Here is a 16,833-nt window from a genome sequence, read left to right as displayed (position 1 = left end):
GTTCAGTTGGTTAGAATGCCGCCCTGTCACGGCGGAGGTCGCGGGTTCGAGCCCCGTCCGCTGCGCCATCCATTAAACCTTAGGTTAAGGTCGTGTCTAATAAAGCACCCATTATTGAGTGTCAAATTAAATTTTAAGATTATAAGTTCTAAGATAATACTTTAAGATTTATTATTATTTAATCTTGCCTCGTTAGCTCAGTTGGTAGAGCATATCACTCTTAATGATGGGGTCGTAGGTTCGAGGCCTACACGGGGCACCATCCATTTTGGCCCATTCGTCTAGCGGTTAGGACACCAGCCTCTCACGTTGGTAACACGAGTTCGAGTCTCGTATGGGTCACCATTTTTTCTAATCCTTTTTTCTTTTTAATTTGCTACACAGAAATTTTTATAGAAAATTTCTTAAAATGTATACTTATTTACTTAGCGAATTGCTACTAAAAATATAAAAATCAATTTTTATAATGTTGTTTAATTAGCGTGTAGCAAGTGATAAATTTTAGAAGCTAACTTACAATTAAGCTAAAAATCTTTATAAATATAATAAAAGTTACATCATAGAAACGTGATTACATAGCGTTACAAGTTTTTTGCTTTGATCTATTGGACAAAAAACTTATAAGCATTTTTAATTTTTAAGCTTATAAAACATAAAACAGCTATATTTGGTAATAAAATGGCCAATTCTCTTGTTTGTGAGAAAGGTGCTTAAAATTTTTAAGATCATACCAGCCAGGATCCATGCGTAAAAATATATTAAAGCTTACGATAAAATATAGCTCTTTTATAATATAAAGAGCATTTGGTGGCAATGTAAAAATATTAAAGACGCAATTATAAAGAAAGCTCAACTTAAATAGCAAAAATAAAGGTTAAAATTTAAGCTCAAATATAAAACTAGCAAACAAGCTATTTCTTTTTATTTAGTTTTTGCCTATCATATCAAGCTTGGCTTTGCAAGCATCTTTATACGGACTTACAAAATTTGAGTCAGAGCACTCATTTAAATAAGGCCTAGCCAACTTAAACTGCTTTTGTCTTATATAAATTTCGCTTATCAAATTTAAAGCGTGTAAGTGGTCTTCTGGTCCAAGTTTCATATTTAGTATAAATTTTGCCTCGTCAAGCGCCTCATCTAGGTTATCTGTCTTTAGTGAAGCTTCTGAGTAGTTAAAATTTATCTTTGGCGAAAATGTATTTATCTTGGCTTTTGTTTGTAGCTCAAGAGCTTTTTTAGCATACGTTGTAGCTATGGCGTAGTCATTACTTTTCATCGCATAGTCACTTATGGCTGTATATGCTTCGATAATCTTAAAGTCTTGGCCTCTTAGCCGCTCAATAGCACTAATGGTTGAGATCGCCTCCGTAAAGCGTTTTAACGCAAGCAATGAGTAAAACCTGTCAAAAAGAGATGGTGTTGGATCTGAATATTCGACTGATGAGCCAAGTGAAAGCGCATCATTTGCGGCAATGATCGCATGCTCGTAGTCTTTATTTTTATATAAAATTTTGCTCAAATTTACCAGCCACTCAACTCTATCTTCTAAATTTTCATCTTTTGCATGAGCTTTTGCGAGCTCAAGTGCATCGTTGTAGCGGGCCGTTCTGTAATAGCAGTTAAAGAGCTTAAATTGCGGTAATGAGATTTTATTTATATCGTAGTTTTCAAGTAAATTTATAACAGCCGTGCAATCATCTTTTATAAAATACTCTTTTGTAAGCTCTAGCGCAGCCTCATTTATCAGCTCCATTGCCTTACTTAAATTTCCATCTTTTGCCATGGTTTTGTAAGATAGTGCATCGGAGAATTTACGCTCTTTAATATCCAGCTCAAGCTCGCTTATTAGAGCCTTTTGGCTAATATTTGTTCCAGCATATTTTTCAATTAGCTCTTTATATCTTGCATGAAGTGCAGTTGCATTTTTATCCTCTTCTTCAAAGAATAATCCATCTTTTGCTTTAGTCACCTCATCGATATAATCACCATATTTAAACTCTGTCTCATATCTATTTAAGTATTCATATGCTTTTTTCTCATCTTTTGTTTTGGCTAGATTTAGTGCTAAATTTTTTAAAGCAACTTCATAAAAATCTTTCGTTCTATCGCTATTATTTATCAAGATTTCATAAATTTTAGCAGCCACATCAGGCATATCTTTACTTGCAAATGTAGTTGCAAGATTCATCGACTTTGCTGGGTTATTCATAAAAAATTTTTCATTCGCATTTGCGATTTTTAGTATAAATTTCTTTGCTTCATCAAATTTTTCTTTATCAATATTTGCATCAGCTAGGCTTAGTGCTGCTCTACTTGCAAGGTCGATGTCGTTTGTGGAGTAAAGCACTTTTTCATAGTCTTTTAGCGCCTCTTTTTGTCTGCCTATCTTGTAGAGATAATCAGCGTAATCAAGCGCTGCAAGTTTTGTAAATTTTGAGTTTGCATGCTCTTCGTTTAAGATATCAAGCATATATTTTGCATCACTTGCAATGCTATCTTTTAGGTAGGCTCTAGCGATTAGGTAGAGCACCTCTGGATAGTTTTCATCAGATGGAAATTTTCTGATCCAAGCCCTACCTTCGCTTACGATATCTTTTGGTTCGATCTCTTCAAACTCATTTTTTGACTCAAAAATTTTATCAAGAGCTCTTAGGCGAAATAGTAAAAATTCGCTTGAAAAAAGGCTATTTGGATGCCTTTCTATCGCTGTTTGAGTATCTTTTACTACATTTTCATAAGCACCCTTTTCATAAGCTCTTTTTATGCTTATGTATATATCAATGTCATTACTATCAAGCCCAGCAATAGGGGCTTTGTTAAGATCAAGCGCTCCGATACTAGGATTTAGCATATCTTTAAAATCGGGTTTAAAATTTAGCCCAGACTTTCTCTTGCTATTTTCACTGAGCGAAGTATCTATGATTATGCTAAAGTGTTTTGAAATGGTTGTTTTTGGGCTATCTTGCACGTTTTGACTACTATAAAGCTCAGTTTTTATATTTAGCAGTTTTGACGGTGCTTTTGGCATTATGACGATAAAAAGTTTGCCATCTTGCTTTTTATATTTTATATCCATTAATGGCAGTGTCGTATCTTCAATTTTTGGCAAAATTTCATCATCTAGCATGCATACATAGCGTTTGGTGTCGTAAGCTAAAATTTGCTCCACGCATTCAAATTCTTGCTCATCGCTTAGCTGAAGAACGCTATAAGGTTTATCACCATTTGCGCCGCTATTTAGGCTAAGATTAAAAGCGGTTAGATAAAGCGGAAAAAATAAAATAATTAAGAGCTTTTTCATGCCGCAATTATAGTTAAATTTTCTAAAATCCTGAAGCAAAGACAAAATGCTCAATAAATTCCAAAATCGCTCCAGAAAATAAAAATGAAAAGGCCGTTCCAGCTACTGCAATGCCAACAATTACTTTTAATGCCATCGAGATATTTGCGGTGTAGAGATTTTTATCTTTTACGATTGGCTCTTTTAGAAACATAAAGACGATTAGCTTTAAATAGTAATAAATCGCAATGGCAGAATTTATCATGATTATAACGCTAAGTACGATATAACCAGACTTGATAAGCGATGAAATAAGCACCATCTTGCCCCAAAATACGCTAAAAGGCGGTATGCCAGCAAGGGCGATCATGAAAATTCCCATTATCACAGCGTAGCTTGGTAAAATTTTTATAAGCCCTGAAAATTTCTCAAATGGATGCTTGAAGCGCTTGTCCCAGCAGACGACGTCGTCACATCTTGCCACCCAAAGCATAGAAAATGCGCCCAAATTTGCAAACAAAAACATAACCCAGTAAAAAAATAAGGCGACATTTGCCTCATGAGAATTTGCCACAAGCGCACAGAGTACGACACCAGCGTGAGCTATGGAGCTAAAAGCAAGCATCCTTTTTACGTCTTTTTGCACTAGCGCCATGATGTTTGCAAGGCTCATCGTAAGTACGGCGATGATGTAGAGCATATCTTTTATCCATGAAATTTGTGAGCCCTCAAGCATCGTAAAAATTCTTAACGCGACGATAAAAGCTGCCACCTTTGGCACGATCGACATATAGCCTGCTAGCGGGGCATTTGAACCCTCATAAACGTCTGGTATCCATGTGTGAAATGGTATGAGTGAGAGCTTAAAACCAATGGCAGAGGCAATGAAAACACAGCCTAATAAAATGATCAAATTTTGATTTAGACTAAGATCTTTTATCACAATACCGATACGGGTGATGTCTATTGAGTTTGTCGCTAGATAAAACATCGCTATTGCCATTGCAAAAAAGCCAGCCGAGAGCGAGCCCATAGCAAAGTATTTAATGGCAGCTTCGACGCTTTTTGCCTTGTTATGAAGAGCTATTAGCGTATAGAGGCAAAGTGAGCTGATCTCAAGGCCTAAAAAGATGATGAGTAGGTTATTTGAACTCACCATAAACAAAAATCCAGCTATCATAAATAAAAATAGCGCGTAATATTCATAAATTTTGTACTCAAAATACTCTTTTGTGCTAAGTGCGAGCGGGATAAAAAGTGCTGAGGCGATTAGGATGATGACTTGTGAGATGATAGAAACCCCGTCCACTAAAAGCATATCCCAAAAGCTAAGGCTAAGACCGTTAAAATCAAGTATTAGGCCCAAATTTACAAATATTGCGATGATACAAAATACGCAGTAGAAATTTCTTGAAAGATCTTTTTTTATGGTGCCAACGATTAAGATAAAAAGCGCAAAGATTATCATGCTAAGCATCGGAGCAACCGAAGATAAAGAAATCTCTTTAAGGTCTAAAAAGGCTATTTCGTTCATAGTTTACTCCCGCCATTTAAAGATAAAATTTTATCCTTTGTGTCGCTATCTACCGCTCTAGTTTGCATTTTGCTTATGATATTTTGCACACTTGGCTCAAGTGGTTTTAGGATTAAATTTGGGGCGATACCAAGAATGATTATGAGCAAGCAAAGCGGCACAAGAGCGACTAGCTCTTTGAAATTTAGATCCTTTAGGCTTAAATTTTTCTCCTTGCACTCGCCAAAAAATACCCTTTTATAAAGCACCAGCATATAAACAGCGCCCACGATGATACTAAAGCCTCCAAGTAGAGCAAAGAGTTTGTTTTGCTTAAAGACGCCAAGTAGGCTCAAAAACTCGCCCACAAAGCCAATGGTTAGCGGCAAACCAATGCTAGCAAGCGTTGCTATAAAAAATATGAGTGCATACTTTGGCATAACCTTAGCAAGGCCGCCAAATTCGCAAATTTCTTTTGTGTGAGCCCTCTCGTAGATGACACCAACTAACAAAAATAGCGCGCCACTTACGATGCCGTGGCTTATCATCAAAAATATCGAGCCACCAAGGCCTATTAAATTTAGTGAAAATATGCCAAGCATGATGACACCCATGTGTGAAATGGAGCTATAAGCGATCACTTGTTTCATATCGCTTTGTGCGTAGGCAACGAGGGCTGCGTAGATGATCATGATGATGGCTATAATGCAGACAAAGCCGCTTAAAAGTAGGCTCGCATCTGGAAAAAGTGGGAGTGAAAATCTCACAAAGCCGTAAGTGCCCATCTTTAAAAGCACGCTAGCAAGCAGCACCGAGCCGATAGTCGGAGCCTGTCCGTGTGCGTAAGGCAGCCACGTGTGAAATGGAAATAATGGAGTTTTCACACCAAAGGCGAAGAAAAACGCTAAAAATAGCCAAATTTGAGCATTTTCTCCAATGCCAAGCTTATACCAATCAAGCAGATTAAAGCTAAAGACGCCGCTTTTTTGATAGCACAGATAGCCGATAAAGATAATCGCCACTAGCATAAAGACAGAGCCCAAAAATGTATAGATGAAAAATTTAATCGCAGCATAAATTCTATTTTTACTGCCAAATGCACCGATGATGTAAAGTAGCGGTATGAGGCTAAGCTCCCAAAAGCTGTAAAACAAGATCATATCAAGTGCGCTAAATACGCCCATCATCGTGCTCTCTAAAAAGAGCACGCTAATAATTAGGTGCTTTAAATTTCCATCATCGCTAAGTGCGGCGATAGAGATGAAGCTCATAAATGCGCTAAGGACTATAAGCACAAGCGAAATGGTATCGATGCCGACAAAATAGCTGATATTTAGGCTTGGTATGAGCGAGACTTGATGCGTTAAAACAAAGCCATAACCATGAAAATCGACATTTATGCAGATAAAAATGGCTAGCAAAAGCTCTATGAGAGCGATGCTTGCTCCGTAAAATTTTATACTTTTATTTTCTATCAAGAAGCCTAGCATTGCGCTTATTGCAGGGAAAAATATGATTACACTTAGCATTATTTGGCTCCGTTTAATAAAAATATAAAGCTTAAAAGCAAGGCAAATCCTGCAACCATAAATCTAAGCATGATGCTTAAGTCGCCACTTTGCATTTTGTTTGCTAAAAATGCAAATTTATTTAGCGCTGTTGCGACTAGATCGACACTGCGATCGATTATCATCTCATCAATCTTTTTACAAATTTGTGAAACTAACGTGTAGCCATTTATGAAAAATTTCTCATAAAATTTTGGGATAAAGTAGGCATTTTGCAAAATTTTGTAAATTCTACTCTCGCAAACACTCTCTTTAAAAATTTCTTTTTTATAGGCAAACACAGCAAAGCCAGCACTTGCTAGCACTAGGCTAAGTGTTAAAACGAGCAAGAAAATTTCACTGCCATGAGATAAATTTAGTAAAAAATCTTTTAAGCTTTTTTCTAAAAACTCACTAAAATTGCTCCAAAAAAAGCCACTTATGACTGAGAGAATTCCAAGTACGCCCATGCCAGCTAGCATGTAGTTTTTAGCTTCATGCACGTGTTTCTCGCTCTTTGGCTTTGTAAAAAAGACGAGCATAACGAGCCTAAAGCTATAAAATGCCGTAAGTACCGCACCAAAGAGCAAAATGATCCATAAAAATTTATTCTCACTAAAAGCAACCTCTAAAATTTTATCCTTTGAGAAAAAGCCAGCAAATGGATAAAATCCAGCCAGCGCGCAGCTTGCGATGATAGAAAGAAATGCGGTTGGCTTCATAAATTTATAAAGTCCGCCCATTTTTTTGATATTTAGCTCATCATTCATCGCGTGCATAACGTTGCCAGCGCACAAAAATAGCAATGACTTGAAAAATGCGTGCGTGACAAGGTGAAAAAGTGCGATCTTGTATGCCCCAAGTCCAGCTGCTACAAACATATATCCAAGCTGCGAAAGCGTCGAGTAGGCGATGATCTTTTTAAGGTCATTATGCACAAGCGCAATGCTAGCTGCAAATATCGCTACAAATGTGCCAAGGTAAGCGATAAAGTGCGAGACTTCAGGTGCGTTTGTAAAGATAAAATTTGCTCGTATGACTAGATAAACGCCAGCTGTTACCATGGTCGCAGCATGAATGAGTGCAGAGACCGGAGTTGGCCCCTCCATGGCATTTGCAAGCCAAGTGTGAAACGGAAACTGCGCACTTTTGCCCATGGCGCCTATGAAAAGAAGTGTGGCGATGATGCCTAAATTTAGCCCACTAAAGTCGCTTCTGGCGTTAAAGACTTCACTAAATTTAAGTGAGCCAAAGCTATAAAATATATAAAAAATGCCAACAAGCATCGCAAGGTCAGCGACTCTATTCATTATAAAGGCTTCGTTTGCAGCGATATTTGCACTAGCTCTTTTATACCAAAAGCCAATGAGTAGCCACGAGCAAAGTCCAACACCCTCCCAGCCGATGAAAAGTCCTATGAAATTATCGCTTGATACAAGGACGTTCATGCAAAAGACAAAGAGCCCAAGATAACTAAAAAAGCGGTTAAAGCTCGCATCGTCTTTCATATAGCCAACCGAGTAGATATGCACGATGCTTGCGACCACGCCAACGGTGCTAAGCATAACAAGGCTAATGGCGTCGAGGTAGAAGCCAAAATTTAAATCCAAACCGCCAAAATTTATAAACTCTTTTAGTGATAAATTTAGAGGCTCATCTATGCCAAGACTGGCTGCTAGCATAAGCGAAGCGGTTGTGCTAATAATCATGAGAAGTGAGCAAAAAACACCAATTAGTAAATTTTTACTGCTATGTGAAAAAAGTCCAGAAACGATAAAGCTAAGAAGTGGAAAAAATAGCGAAATACAAAATAAAATCATCCCTTAGCCTTTCATATTTGTCATCGATTCTAGGCTAATGCTGCCAGTCTTTTTATACCAAAGCACGAGCAGGCCAAGCCCCACAGCAACCTCACTAGCCGCGATGGCAACTATAAAAAATGCAACTATTTGTCCAGTTAGATCAAAGTGGTATTTTGAGATAGCCGCGAGTGCGATATTTGCCGAGTTTAGTAAAATTTCACTTGAGAAAAATAGCATGATCAAATTTCTTCTTCGCATTATGCCAATTAGCCCTAAGACAAAGACCAGACTTGCAAGGATGAGGTAGTGGGTAAGCCCTATCATAGCATCTCCTCTAGCGTATTTTGAGTGTTTAGGTCTTTATGTATTAAGATAATGCCAGCAACCATTGCTACAAGAAGCATTACAGCACACATCTCAAAAGCGATTAAATACTTGCTAAAAAGAAAAATTCCAATAGCCTCGATATTGCCAAGCTCGCTAGAAATGGGACTTAATCCATCAAATTTTGCACCATAAATAGGAGCTAAAAATATAAATATCAAAAGAAGCGCTATAAAGCTACTTAAAATATAGATGGTGATCTTTGCTTTTTTGTTACTTTTTGGCTCATACTCTTTACTGCTATCAAAAAACATCATCGCAAATGCATATAAAACGACCACAGCACCTGTGTAGACTATTATCTGCACTACGCCTAGAAATTCCGCTCCAAGTAAGAAAAATATAGCCGAGATAAAGACCATGCCAGTAGCTAGCGCAGAGACTGCATTTAGTGCGTTTTTACAAAATACGCTAAAAGAAAAGCTAACTAAAACCAAGGCGCTAAAAAGATAAAATGCAAAGCTCTCATACATCTTTTGCCCTTTTAAAATTTATACTACTCATCACTGTTTGTCTCATTTTCATTTTCGCTTATAAATGCATTTGGTGTCTTTTTGATTAAGCTATCAGCATTTTTAGGAAGCGCTCCGTATCCTTCAAACTCACTTTGATCTTTTAAAAATTTATCCTTTGTCAAAAACTCATCTTTTGTGCCAAATATAATTCTGCTCTCACTTGCGACTTCGTACTCTTGTCCGCAAACTATCGCAAGCTCAGGGCAAACATCAGCACAAAATCCACAATACACGCATCTACTTAAATTTATCGAGTAGCTTGCGACCTTTTTGCGCCCATCTTCGCCAAGTGAAGTCTTCATCGAAATGCAGTTGCTAACGCAAATTTTCTCACATAACCCGCATCCAATGCAACGTTCATTTTCACTTTCAACAAATTTCAAAAGCTTGTGAATGCCCCTATATCTAGCGTTTAGCTCCATCTTTTGCATAGGGTATTTTAAAGTATGTGACTTGCTAAAGAGCATCTGCTTTATCGTGACTTTTAGTCCGATCAAAAGATCAGGCTTAAATGTAACAGCGATGAAGTGTTTAAATTTATCAAACGTGCTCTTTGGCTTTAACTTTTCATCTATTAAAATATATTTTTTCTCACTCATTTTTCGCCTTAGATTAGTAGCATAAAGCCAGTGACTACGATATTTAAAATTCCAAGAGGAAGCAAAATTTTCCAGCAAAATGCACTTAACTGATCAACTCTTAAATGTGCCCATGAAGCCCTTACCCAAAGAAAAAAGAAAAAGACAATGCTTGATTTTAAGATGATCATCAAAGCACCTGGGATAAATAAAAATTCGTTAAATCCACCTAAAAATAAAATCGTAATGATGATGCTAGCAGCGATCATATTTGTGTACTCGCCGATGAAAAACATCGCCCATCTCATGCCGCTATACTCGGTGCCATAGCCTGCCACTATCTCTGTTTCATTTTCTGTTAAGCAAAATGGCGTTCTATTGCACTCCACAAAGCTTGCTATTAAAAATAGCAAAAAGGCAAGTGGCTGCTTAAATATAAGCCAGCCAAAAATTCCTTTTTGATAGTTGTTTATATCCACAAGTGAGAGTGAGCTAGTGACCATTACGACGCTTAAAAGAGCCATGCCAGCGACTATTTCGAAACTAAGAAGTGAGACTACTGCGCGAGCTGCACTAATTAATGCAAATTTATTATAGCTTGCAAGACCTGCTGCAAGTGGAGAAAAGACGCAAACTGAAGCAACACCAGCGATGTATAAAATACCAACATTTATATCTGAGAGAATCGGACGTAATGTATGTCCAAAAATTTCAAACTCAGGCAAAAACGGCACAGGTGCAAGCGCTGCAAAGGCGGCAATGGCTGATATTAGTGGAGCTATTAAAAAGATAAATTTATTCGTATTTGCTGGTACGATGTCCTCTTTTGTAAAGAGTTTTATCATGTCAGCTACTATCTGTAAAATTCCAGCTGGCCCTACCATATCAGGCCCAACGCGGCGCTGCATGTAGGCTAATACCTTTCTCTCAGCATAAGTCGCAAGCCCTGCAAGGCTTGCCATGACGGCTAAGATGACCACAGCTTTAACGATAGTGCTTAGCACAAAAAATAGTGTTTCACTCATCTTTTGCCTTTATAATTTTAACTACGGCGTAGCTTTTGCCATTAAATATAACCCCCACATCAAGCTTATCGTCATAATTACCTAAATATGCAGCGACTCCGCCAAGCTCGCTATCAAGCTCCACGCAAATGGCAAGCTTGTGCCCATCTTTTTCTAAAATAATTGCTTCATTTTGTGAAATTTCAAATTTAGCCATAAATTCGCTACTTGCATAAAGCTTCGCTCTTTTGGCTGTTTGCGTGGCATAGTTTGCAAAAAATGATGGCAAATTTATAGGATTTGCAAGGCTAACTAGAGCTTCGCCATCTTTTAAATTTGGCTCATTTTTTTCTTTAAAAAGTGACTCTATGTCCTCTTTTGGCGTGAAATTTGAAATTTCTAGTTTATAACCTATGTGGCTTGTGCCGTCGTTTGCGTAAAAATTTTCTAAATCATCAAATTTAATGCCTTTATAACCCTTTTCTTTTGGTAAATTTGGCGTGTAATCAATCGTATTTTTAGCCATTAGTCCAAGTGCATTTGCAATATCGTTTAGAAAATAACCTTTGTGCGGTATCGCTACATTTGTTGGCACTAAGGCGTTATTTATGCTTGTAAATGTGCCTTCTTGCTGATTTAGCGCGCTAGCATCGATGTCACCTTCAAAAATGCTAAATTTATAATTGCCATTTTCGTTATAGCCAAGCGTCTTGCCAGGCTTTTTCTCGCTTGCAAGAGTGCAAATTTTAGCAACGCCAAGTGAGTTTGTGCGTGGTGGTATTAGCATCACACGAAACGGCGTAGCTCTTGCGATCACTCCAGTAAGTGCGGCTAGTAAATTCGCATTTTCATCCGTGTAAAAATCGCTTCCTAAAATGAGCGTAAATTTGCTTTTGCCATCACTTAAAGCCGGTACATCTAAGTCAAAATTTTCATCAAAATTTTCAAGTTTTGATGTAAGTGCGCTAGGTAAATTTTCACCCCAGTTTTTAAGTATAAAAAGTACAATTTGCTCTAATTTTCCAGCTTCATGCGCTACATAGATAAAATTTTTAGAATATTTTTTAACGACCTCATCGGTTATGTGATGAAAGTAAATTCCAGCTGCTTTATTCATTTTTAAAGCATTATTTAACTTAAAGCTTGTCACTGGGCTTTCGTGTCTTAAGAAACTGCCAGCACTGATGATAAAATCGCTATTTTTAATATCTTCATAGTCTGCGTTATATGAGCTAAGCCCACTAAATTCGCTAAATTTATTTAAAAATTTTTGATAATTTAGCGCCTCATTGTTTATTAAATTTAGATCAAATTTCTCTCTTAAACGCTCTAAAATAAGGGCCTCTTCGTTCGTGATAAAGCTATTAAATTTTATATTTTTGATCGCGCCATTTTTAATATTTAAAACAATCTCTTCAAATTTTTCTTCATTTTTACAGGCAAGCTCGTTGTGAAAGTCATAACCAAACCTAGCTGCTCCACTTATCTCGCCAAATGTAAAGTCATTGCTGACGCGGTAAATTTGCTTACTTCTGTCGCTAGTGCTCTTTTCTTTTATGTCATAGTAAATTAGCTCGCAGTCGCTTTGATGCGGATTTGCAGCTGAGACAGGGTTTAGCTCCCAGATATTTGTGCTATATTGAAAATGCGAACTAATAAGTGCTCCAGTAGGGCAAACACTGATACACTCGCCACAAAATGAGCAGTCTAAACTCTCGCCCACGCTTGGGCCTATTAAGCTTTTTTGCATCTTGCTAAAAACTGCGTAGGCATCTTTTGGCATACTCTCTTTTAGTTCTTTTGGCACTTCAACGCCCCTTGGTACGGTCTTTAGTGCACTCTCGCCTATCCTGTCCTTACAAACAGTGACACATCTTTCGCAGACTATGCAAAGAGCTGGATCGTAGTTGATTAGCCCCCATTTTTTATGTGGTTTGTGCGTGTCAACGATGGCAAATTTTTGTTCATTTACTTTTAAATGTGTGGTTAAATTTTGTAGTTCACATTCGCCGCTTTTGTCACAAACGCCACATTGAATCGGATGATTTACGCAGTAAGTCTGCATGATCGCATTTCGCTCGGCAGCGATTTCTGGCGTGTTTGTATAAATTTGCATATCCTCTTTTGCTTTGGCATTGCAGCTATAAACTACTTTGCCATTTGCCTCGGCCATGCAAAGCCTACAAGCAAGAGTTGGTGAGCAGCCGCTAAGATAGCAAAGAGCTGGGATATAAATTCCATTTGCTCTTGCGATACTTAGGATGCTCTCGCCTTCATCTGCTTCTAAAATTTGATCATTTATGCTTATTTTCATTTATTAACTACTACTTGCTTAAATGCGTATCCATCAAAATCTTTTGCGCCAAATATCGCAACTGTGCCTTTTAGCGAATGGTCTAGTTTAAATTTTGCCGTCACGCTAAAATCTTTTGCTTTAAGCTCTAGCATATCGCCATCTTTTGCCTTTGCTACGATGCCAAACTGCACGCCGCCCACGATCTCATCGCTTGCGTTTTTGTTTAGATAAACGACCGCTCCGTCAAAATTTTCAAGCTCTTTTAGCTCGTCTATTTTATGATAATCATTAAATTCTTTCTTGCAACCACCAGCTAAAACGACATTTTTGCCTAAAATTTCAAGTAGCCAAAAGATCGCATCTTTATCTGGATGAGTAAAAAATGAATCATCAATAACGATGTTTTTAACATCCTTTATCCACTCGCCAAGCTCTTCAAATTCCTCTTCTCCAACATTGCACTCGCCGCTTATCAGTCCATCATCAAGCTCGCTAAAAAACTCATCGCAAGATAAATTTGCGTATTTGCAAAGAAGAGCTAAGACGTAGCTTATTGAGCCTATTTCGCAGCGGATTAAATTTTCGCCGCCAAGCTCGCTATCTTCGATGCAAGAGATGTATTTAAACTCGTGCTCTTTCATCTTTTTTGCTAAATTTTTATCGCTCAAGCTTAGTAAATTTGCAATGCTTAAGCTTTTGCCTGCTATTAAATCATTAAATTTCATATCTTGCCCTTTTTTATAGTTAATACCCAATCAACTTGGTTAAATTTAAGCGAGTTCATCACTTCGCAGTTTAGATTAGAGGCTAAATTTACAGCCTTTGTCACGCCGCTAAAATCACCTATCTCAAATAAAAATATAATCACTTCGCCAGCCTCGCCAGCCTTTATCTGCTGTCCAAGAGCGCTCAAAAACTCACTCTTTAAGTGCCTAAGATCGACCCTTCTCATCTATCGACCTCGCCTAAGATGATATTTGTGCTACCAATTATCGTAGCGACGTCAGCAACGTACTGGCCTACCAATAAATCTTCATAAATAGCACAGTGCCAAAAGCTAGGTGTACGAATTTTTAGGCGATATGGGCTTGCGCTGCCGTCTGAGTTTATATAAATTCCAAGCTCTCCCTTTGGCGACTCACTGGCAAAGTAAATTTCGCCTTTTGGTGGCTTTAGACCCTGAGTTATAAGCACAAAATGCTGCATTAATGAGTAGTTTTGGCTCATTATTTGCTCTTTTGAAGCGCTCACGTAATCTGGCGCGTCGGCGATGATGGCGGGGCTGCTGGTCTGATACTTGCTAACGCACTGCTTTAAAATTTTCACGCACTCACGCATCTCTTTCATGTAAAGCAGATACCTTGCGCAGCAGTCGCCGTGTGTCGCATAAGGCACGTCAAATTCTAGCTCATCATAGATGAGATATGGCTCTTCTTTTCTTATATCACGCGCCACACCGCTTGCTCTTAGCATGACGCCAGAGCAGCCGCTACTAATGGCTAGTTCTTTACTAATTACGCCCACATCTACAAGCCTTGCTTGCCAAATTCTATTTTCACTTAGCAGATCTTCATAAAGCGTGATATCGCTTGGAAATTTCTCACAAAATTTAAGCAGCTCCTCGCACCAACCATCAGGTAGATCAAGCGGTACGCCACCGATCCTTATCGAGCTATGTGTTAGCCTTGCGCCGCAATATTTTTCTATGAGATCAAGGACGTATTCACGCTCTCTAAATGCGTATAAAAATACGCTCATAGCCCCAACATCAAGGGCGTGCGTGGCTAAAAACAAAAGGTGTGAGCTGATGCGGTTTAGCTCCAAAAGCATCACTCTAATAATCTGCGCACGTCTAGGCACTTCTATAGCGCAAAGCTTCTCCACAGCCGCGCAAAATGCGTAGTTATTGGCACTCGATGCTATGTAATCAACCCTATCAGTCACTGGGATAAATTCCTGATAGGTCATATTTTCAGCCATTTTTTCAACGCCTCGGTGCATGAAGCCAACCTCTGGCATAGCACGCACGACCTTTTCGCCATCAAGCTCAAGCACAAGCTTTAACTGACCATGAGCGCTTGGGTGCTGTGGTCCAAAATTTAGTATCATCTTGCCGTCATTTTGCTCAAATTCTAAATTTTCAAAAAATGGTTTTAAGCGGTTTGGTGACTGGCTCAAGGTCGTTCCTTTACTATTTGGCTCTGACTAAATTTAGCCTTTTTGACAAATTTTACTCCGCCTTCTTCTTGATACTCGTAGTCTTCACTAAACACTCTTGAAAAACCAAAGGTATCTTTCTCTTCAATATAGGCTGGGTCGCGGTTCTCTTCGCCGATCTGCTCTCTAAACTCGCTTCCAAAAATTTTATCCACCTCGTACCATTTAGCAGCCTCGTCGCCAGTTAGCGGATAGCTCTTTAAGAGTGGGTGTGAGTGCCAGTCATCAGGCATGATGAGACGTTTTAAATTTGGATGATCTTTGATTAAAACGCCGCTTAAATCATACATCTCGCGCTCAGCCCAGTTCGCGCTTTTATAAAGCTCGCAAACGCTTTTTAGCTTTTCATCTTTTTTTACAAAGCATTTTACACGAGTGCGTCTATTTTTACTGATACTAAGAAGCTGATAAAAGACTTCATATCCGCCTTTTGCACTTATAAAATCAAGTGCTGCAAGCTCACTAAGCTGTTCGTAACCAAGAGATTTTAATACTTCAAGAGCTTTAAAATTTTCACTAGAATTTACATAAATTACAAGCTGATCAAACTCCACATAGCTAGATAAAATTTCTACTCCACTTTGCTCTAAGATGGCTAGCTCTTCATCAAATTTAGAATCTTTTACTTCATCTTTTGGCGTCTGCTTTTCTATGTAAAATTTCTCTTTGTAATACTGTTTTTTTTGCAGATCATTCTTTGGCTTATACTCTCTCATATCTCAAGCTTTCTTGGCTTTTGCGCCCTAAATGCACTTTGCTTTCTTATCTTTTTTTGAAGCATCATAAGTGCGTATTGAAGCGTCTCTGGACGCGGGGCACAGCCTGGGATGTAGATATCAACTGGTATTATCCTATCTACGCCTTGAACGGTAGAGTAGGTGTTAAACATGCCACCAGTGTTTGCGCAGCTACCCATCGAGATGACCCATTTTGGCTCAGGCATCTGATCATAAAGACGCCTTGTAAATTCAGCGTGTTTTTTAGTTAACGTGCCAGCTATAATCATCACCTCTGAGTGTCTTGGGCTAGCCCTAAAAATGGTGCCAAATCTATCAAAGTCATATCTGCTAGCGCCACTTGCCATCATCTCGATCGCACAGCAAGCAAGCCCGTAGCTAAGTGCCCAAAGCGAGTTGCTCCTGCCCCATTGAACTAGCTTATCAACGGTTGTTAAAACGACTGGCAAGCCACCATTTGTAGCGTAATTTATCTGATGCTTTGCCATTTAAAGACTCCTTTTTGCCAAGCATAAGCAAAGCCGATAAGTAAAATCGCCACAAAAAGCAACATTTCGATTAGTCCAAAAATTCCAAGTAGCCTAAAATCCACCGCCCACGGATACATAAAGATGACTTCAACATCAAACAAAATAAATAAAATTCCATAAAAAAAGTAGTGGATATTTATCTTATTTGGCTGTTTTACGGTGGTTGGACCACACTCATAAAAGCCAAGTTTTAGACGCTGGGTATTGCGGTTGGCTAGTTTTTTGCTTATTTTTGAAGATAAGAATGTTATTAAACAAAATGAACAAGTTGCTAGTAAAAGTATGATAAATGCACCAAAATAGGTACTTTCAAGCTCTGAATGTGACATACTTTGCCTTTTTTAATTTTTAAGATTCTACTAAATTTAAATTTATTTGAGCTTGAAACGGCTTAAGAGTAGGGTGAGTATTGTGCTTTTGTGTAAAAATT

General features: G+C 38.2%; 15 protein-coding genes and 2 tRNA genes. 2 read left to right on the top strand and 15 right to left on the bottom strand.

Annotated features, from left to right (window positions below):
• Positions 1-186 precede the first annotated feature (186 nt).
• A tRNA-Lys gene (locus ATCC51562_RS01305) sits at positions 187-262 on the top strand.
• Between the two features lie 8 nt (positions 263-270).
• A tRNA-Glu gene (locus ATCC51562_RS01300) sits at positions 271-345 on the top strand.
• A 580-nt stretch (positions 346-925) separates the two neighbouring features.
• Here ATCC51562_RS01300 and ATCC51562_RS01290 read toward each other — a convergent pair.
• Genes ATCC51562_RS01290 through ATCC51562_RS01220 form a run of 15 tightly spaced genes read right to left on the bottom strand, consistent with a single transcriptional unit; the run spans position 926 to position 16,732 of the window.
• A complete protein-coding gene (locus ATCC51562_RS01290; protein WP_035167142.1) occupies positions 926-3,301 on the bottom strand; it encodes a tetratricopeptide repeat protein in 2,376 nt (791 codons plus the stop codon).
• A 22-nt stretch (positions 3,302-3,323) separates the two neighbouring features.
• Positions 3,324-4,814, bottom strand: coding sequence for an NADH-quinone oxidoreductase subunit NuoN (gene nuoN, locus ATCC51562_RS01285; RefSeq protein WP_021090430.1), 1,491 nt, complete (start codon positions 4,812-4,814; stop codon positions 3,324-3,326).
• Positions 4,811-6,322 carry an NADH-quinone oxidoreductase subunit M gene (locus tag ATCC51562_RS01280; RefSeq protein WP_021090416.1) on the bottom strand — a complete coding sequence of 504 codons (1,512 nt, stop codon included), beginning with the start codon at positions 6,320-6,322 and terminating at the stop codon, positions 4,811-4,813. The genes nuoN and ATCC51562_RS01280 overlap by 4 nt, the downstream gene beginning before the upstream one ends.
• Positions 6,322-8,160: an NADH-quinone oxidoreductase subunit L gene (gene nuoL, locus ATCC51562_RS01275; RefSeq protein ID WP_021090426.1), complete on the bottom strand. Its 1,839-nt coding sequence runs from the start codon at positions 8,158-8,160 to the stop codon at positions 6,322-6,324. The genes ATCC51562_RS01280 and nuoL overlap by 1 nt, the downstream gene beginning before the upstream one ends.
• 3 nt (positions 8,161-8,163) lie before the next feature.
• Complete coding sequence (gene nuoK / locus ATCC51562_RS01270) at positions 8,164-8,466, bottom strand: NADH-quinone oxidoreductase subunit NuoK (protein ID WP_021090418.1); 303 nt, start codon at positions 8,464-8,466, stop codon at positions 8,164-8,166.
• Positions 8,463-8,999: an NADH-quinone oxidoreductase subunit J gene (locus tag ATCC51562_RS01265; protein ID WP_021090431.1), complete on the bottom strand. Its 537-nt coding sequence runs from the start codon at positions 8,997-8,999 to the stop codon at positions 8,463-8,465. The genes nuoK and ATCC51562_RS01265 overlap by 4 nt, the downstream gene beginning before the upstream one ends.
• 23 nt (positions 9,000-9,022) lie before the next feature.
• A complete protein-coding gene (gene nuoI / locus ATCC51562_RS01260) occupies positions 9,023-9,640 on the bottom strand; it encodes an NADH-quinone oxidoreductase subunit NuoI (protein ID WP_021090420.1) in 618 nt (205 codons plus the stop codon).
• 8 nt (positions 9,641-9,648) lie between these two features.
• Positions 9,649-10,644 (bottom strand): NADH-quinone oxidoreductase subunit NuoH, encoded by a 996-nt coding sequence (nuoH, locus tag ATCC51562_RS01255; RefSeq protein ID WP_021090442.1) that lies wholly within the window; start codon positions 10,642-10,644, stop codon positions 9,649-9,651.
• Positions 10,637-12,937 (bottom strand): NADH-quinone oxidoreductase subunit G, encoded by a 2,301-nt coding sequence (locus tag ATCC51562_RS01250; RefSeq protein ID WP_021090429.1) that lies wholly within the window; start codon positions 12,935-12,937, stop codon positions 10,637-10,639. The genes nuoH and ATCC51562_RS01250 overlap by 8 nt, the downstream gene beginning before the upstream one ends.
• Entirely contained in the window at positions 12,934-13,644 is a 711-nt protein-coding gene (locus ATCC51562_RS01245; RefSeq protein ID WP_021090436.1) for a hypothetical protein, read from the bottom strand. Before ATCC51562_RS01245 ends, ATCC51562_RS01250 begins: the two co-directional genes overlap by 4 nt.
• A complete protein-coding gene (locus ATCC51562_RS01240; protein ID WP_021090434.1) occupies positions 13,641-13,871 on the bottom strand; it encodes an NADH-ubiquinone oxidoreductase subunit E family protein in 231 nt (76 codons plus the stop codon). Before ATCC51562_RS01240 ends, ATCC51562_RS01245 begins: the two co-directional genes overlap by 4 nt.
• A complete protein-coding gene (gene nuoD, locus ATCC51562_RS01235) occupies positions 13,868-15,097 on the bottom strand; it encodes an NADH dehydrogenase (quinone) subunit D (RefSeq protein WP_021090425.1) in 1,230 nt (409 codons plus the stop codon). The genes ATCC51562_RS01240 and nuoD overlap by 4 nt, the downstream gene beginning before the upstream one ends.
• Positions 15,094-15,852 (bottom strand): NADH-quinone oxidoreductase subunit C, encoded by a 759-nt coding sequence (locus ATCC51562_RS01230; RefSeq protein ID WP_021090417.1) that lies wholly within the window; start codon positions 15,850-15,852, stop codon positions 15,094-15,096. Before ATCC51562_RS01230 ends, nuoD begins: the two co-directional genes overlap by 4 nt.
• Positions 15,849-16,361 (bottom strand): NuoB/complex I 20 kDa subunit family protein, encoded by a 513-nt coding sequence (locus ATCC51562_RS01225; protein ID WP_021090422.1) that lies wholly within the window; start codon positions 16,359-16,361, stop codon positions 15,849-15,851. The genes ATCC51562_RS01230 and ATCC51562_RS01225 overlap by 4 nt, the downstream gene beginning before the upstream one ends.
• Entirely contained in the window at positions 16,343-16,732 is a 390-nt protein-coding gene (locus ATCC51562_RS01220) for an NAD(P)H-quinone oxidoreductase subunit 3 (protein ID WP_021090439.1), read from the bottom strand. Before ATCC51562_RS01220 ends, ATCC51562_RS01225 begins: the two co-directional genes overlap by 19 nt.
• Positions 16,733-16,833 lie beyond the last annotated feature (101 nt).

This window comes from Campylobacter concisus ATCC 51562, from assembly GCF_000466745.1.
Lineage (GTDB): Bacteria > Campylobacterota > Campylobacteria > Campylobacterales > Campylobacteraceae > Campylobacter_A > Campylobacter_A concisus_B.
The sequence above is the reverse complement of the archived record's forward strand: the minus strand, read 5'-3'. Positions and strand labels throughout refer to the sequence as shown.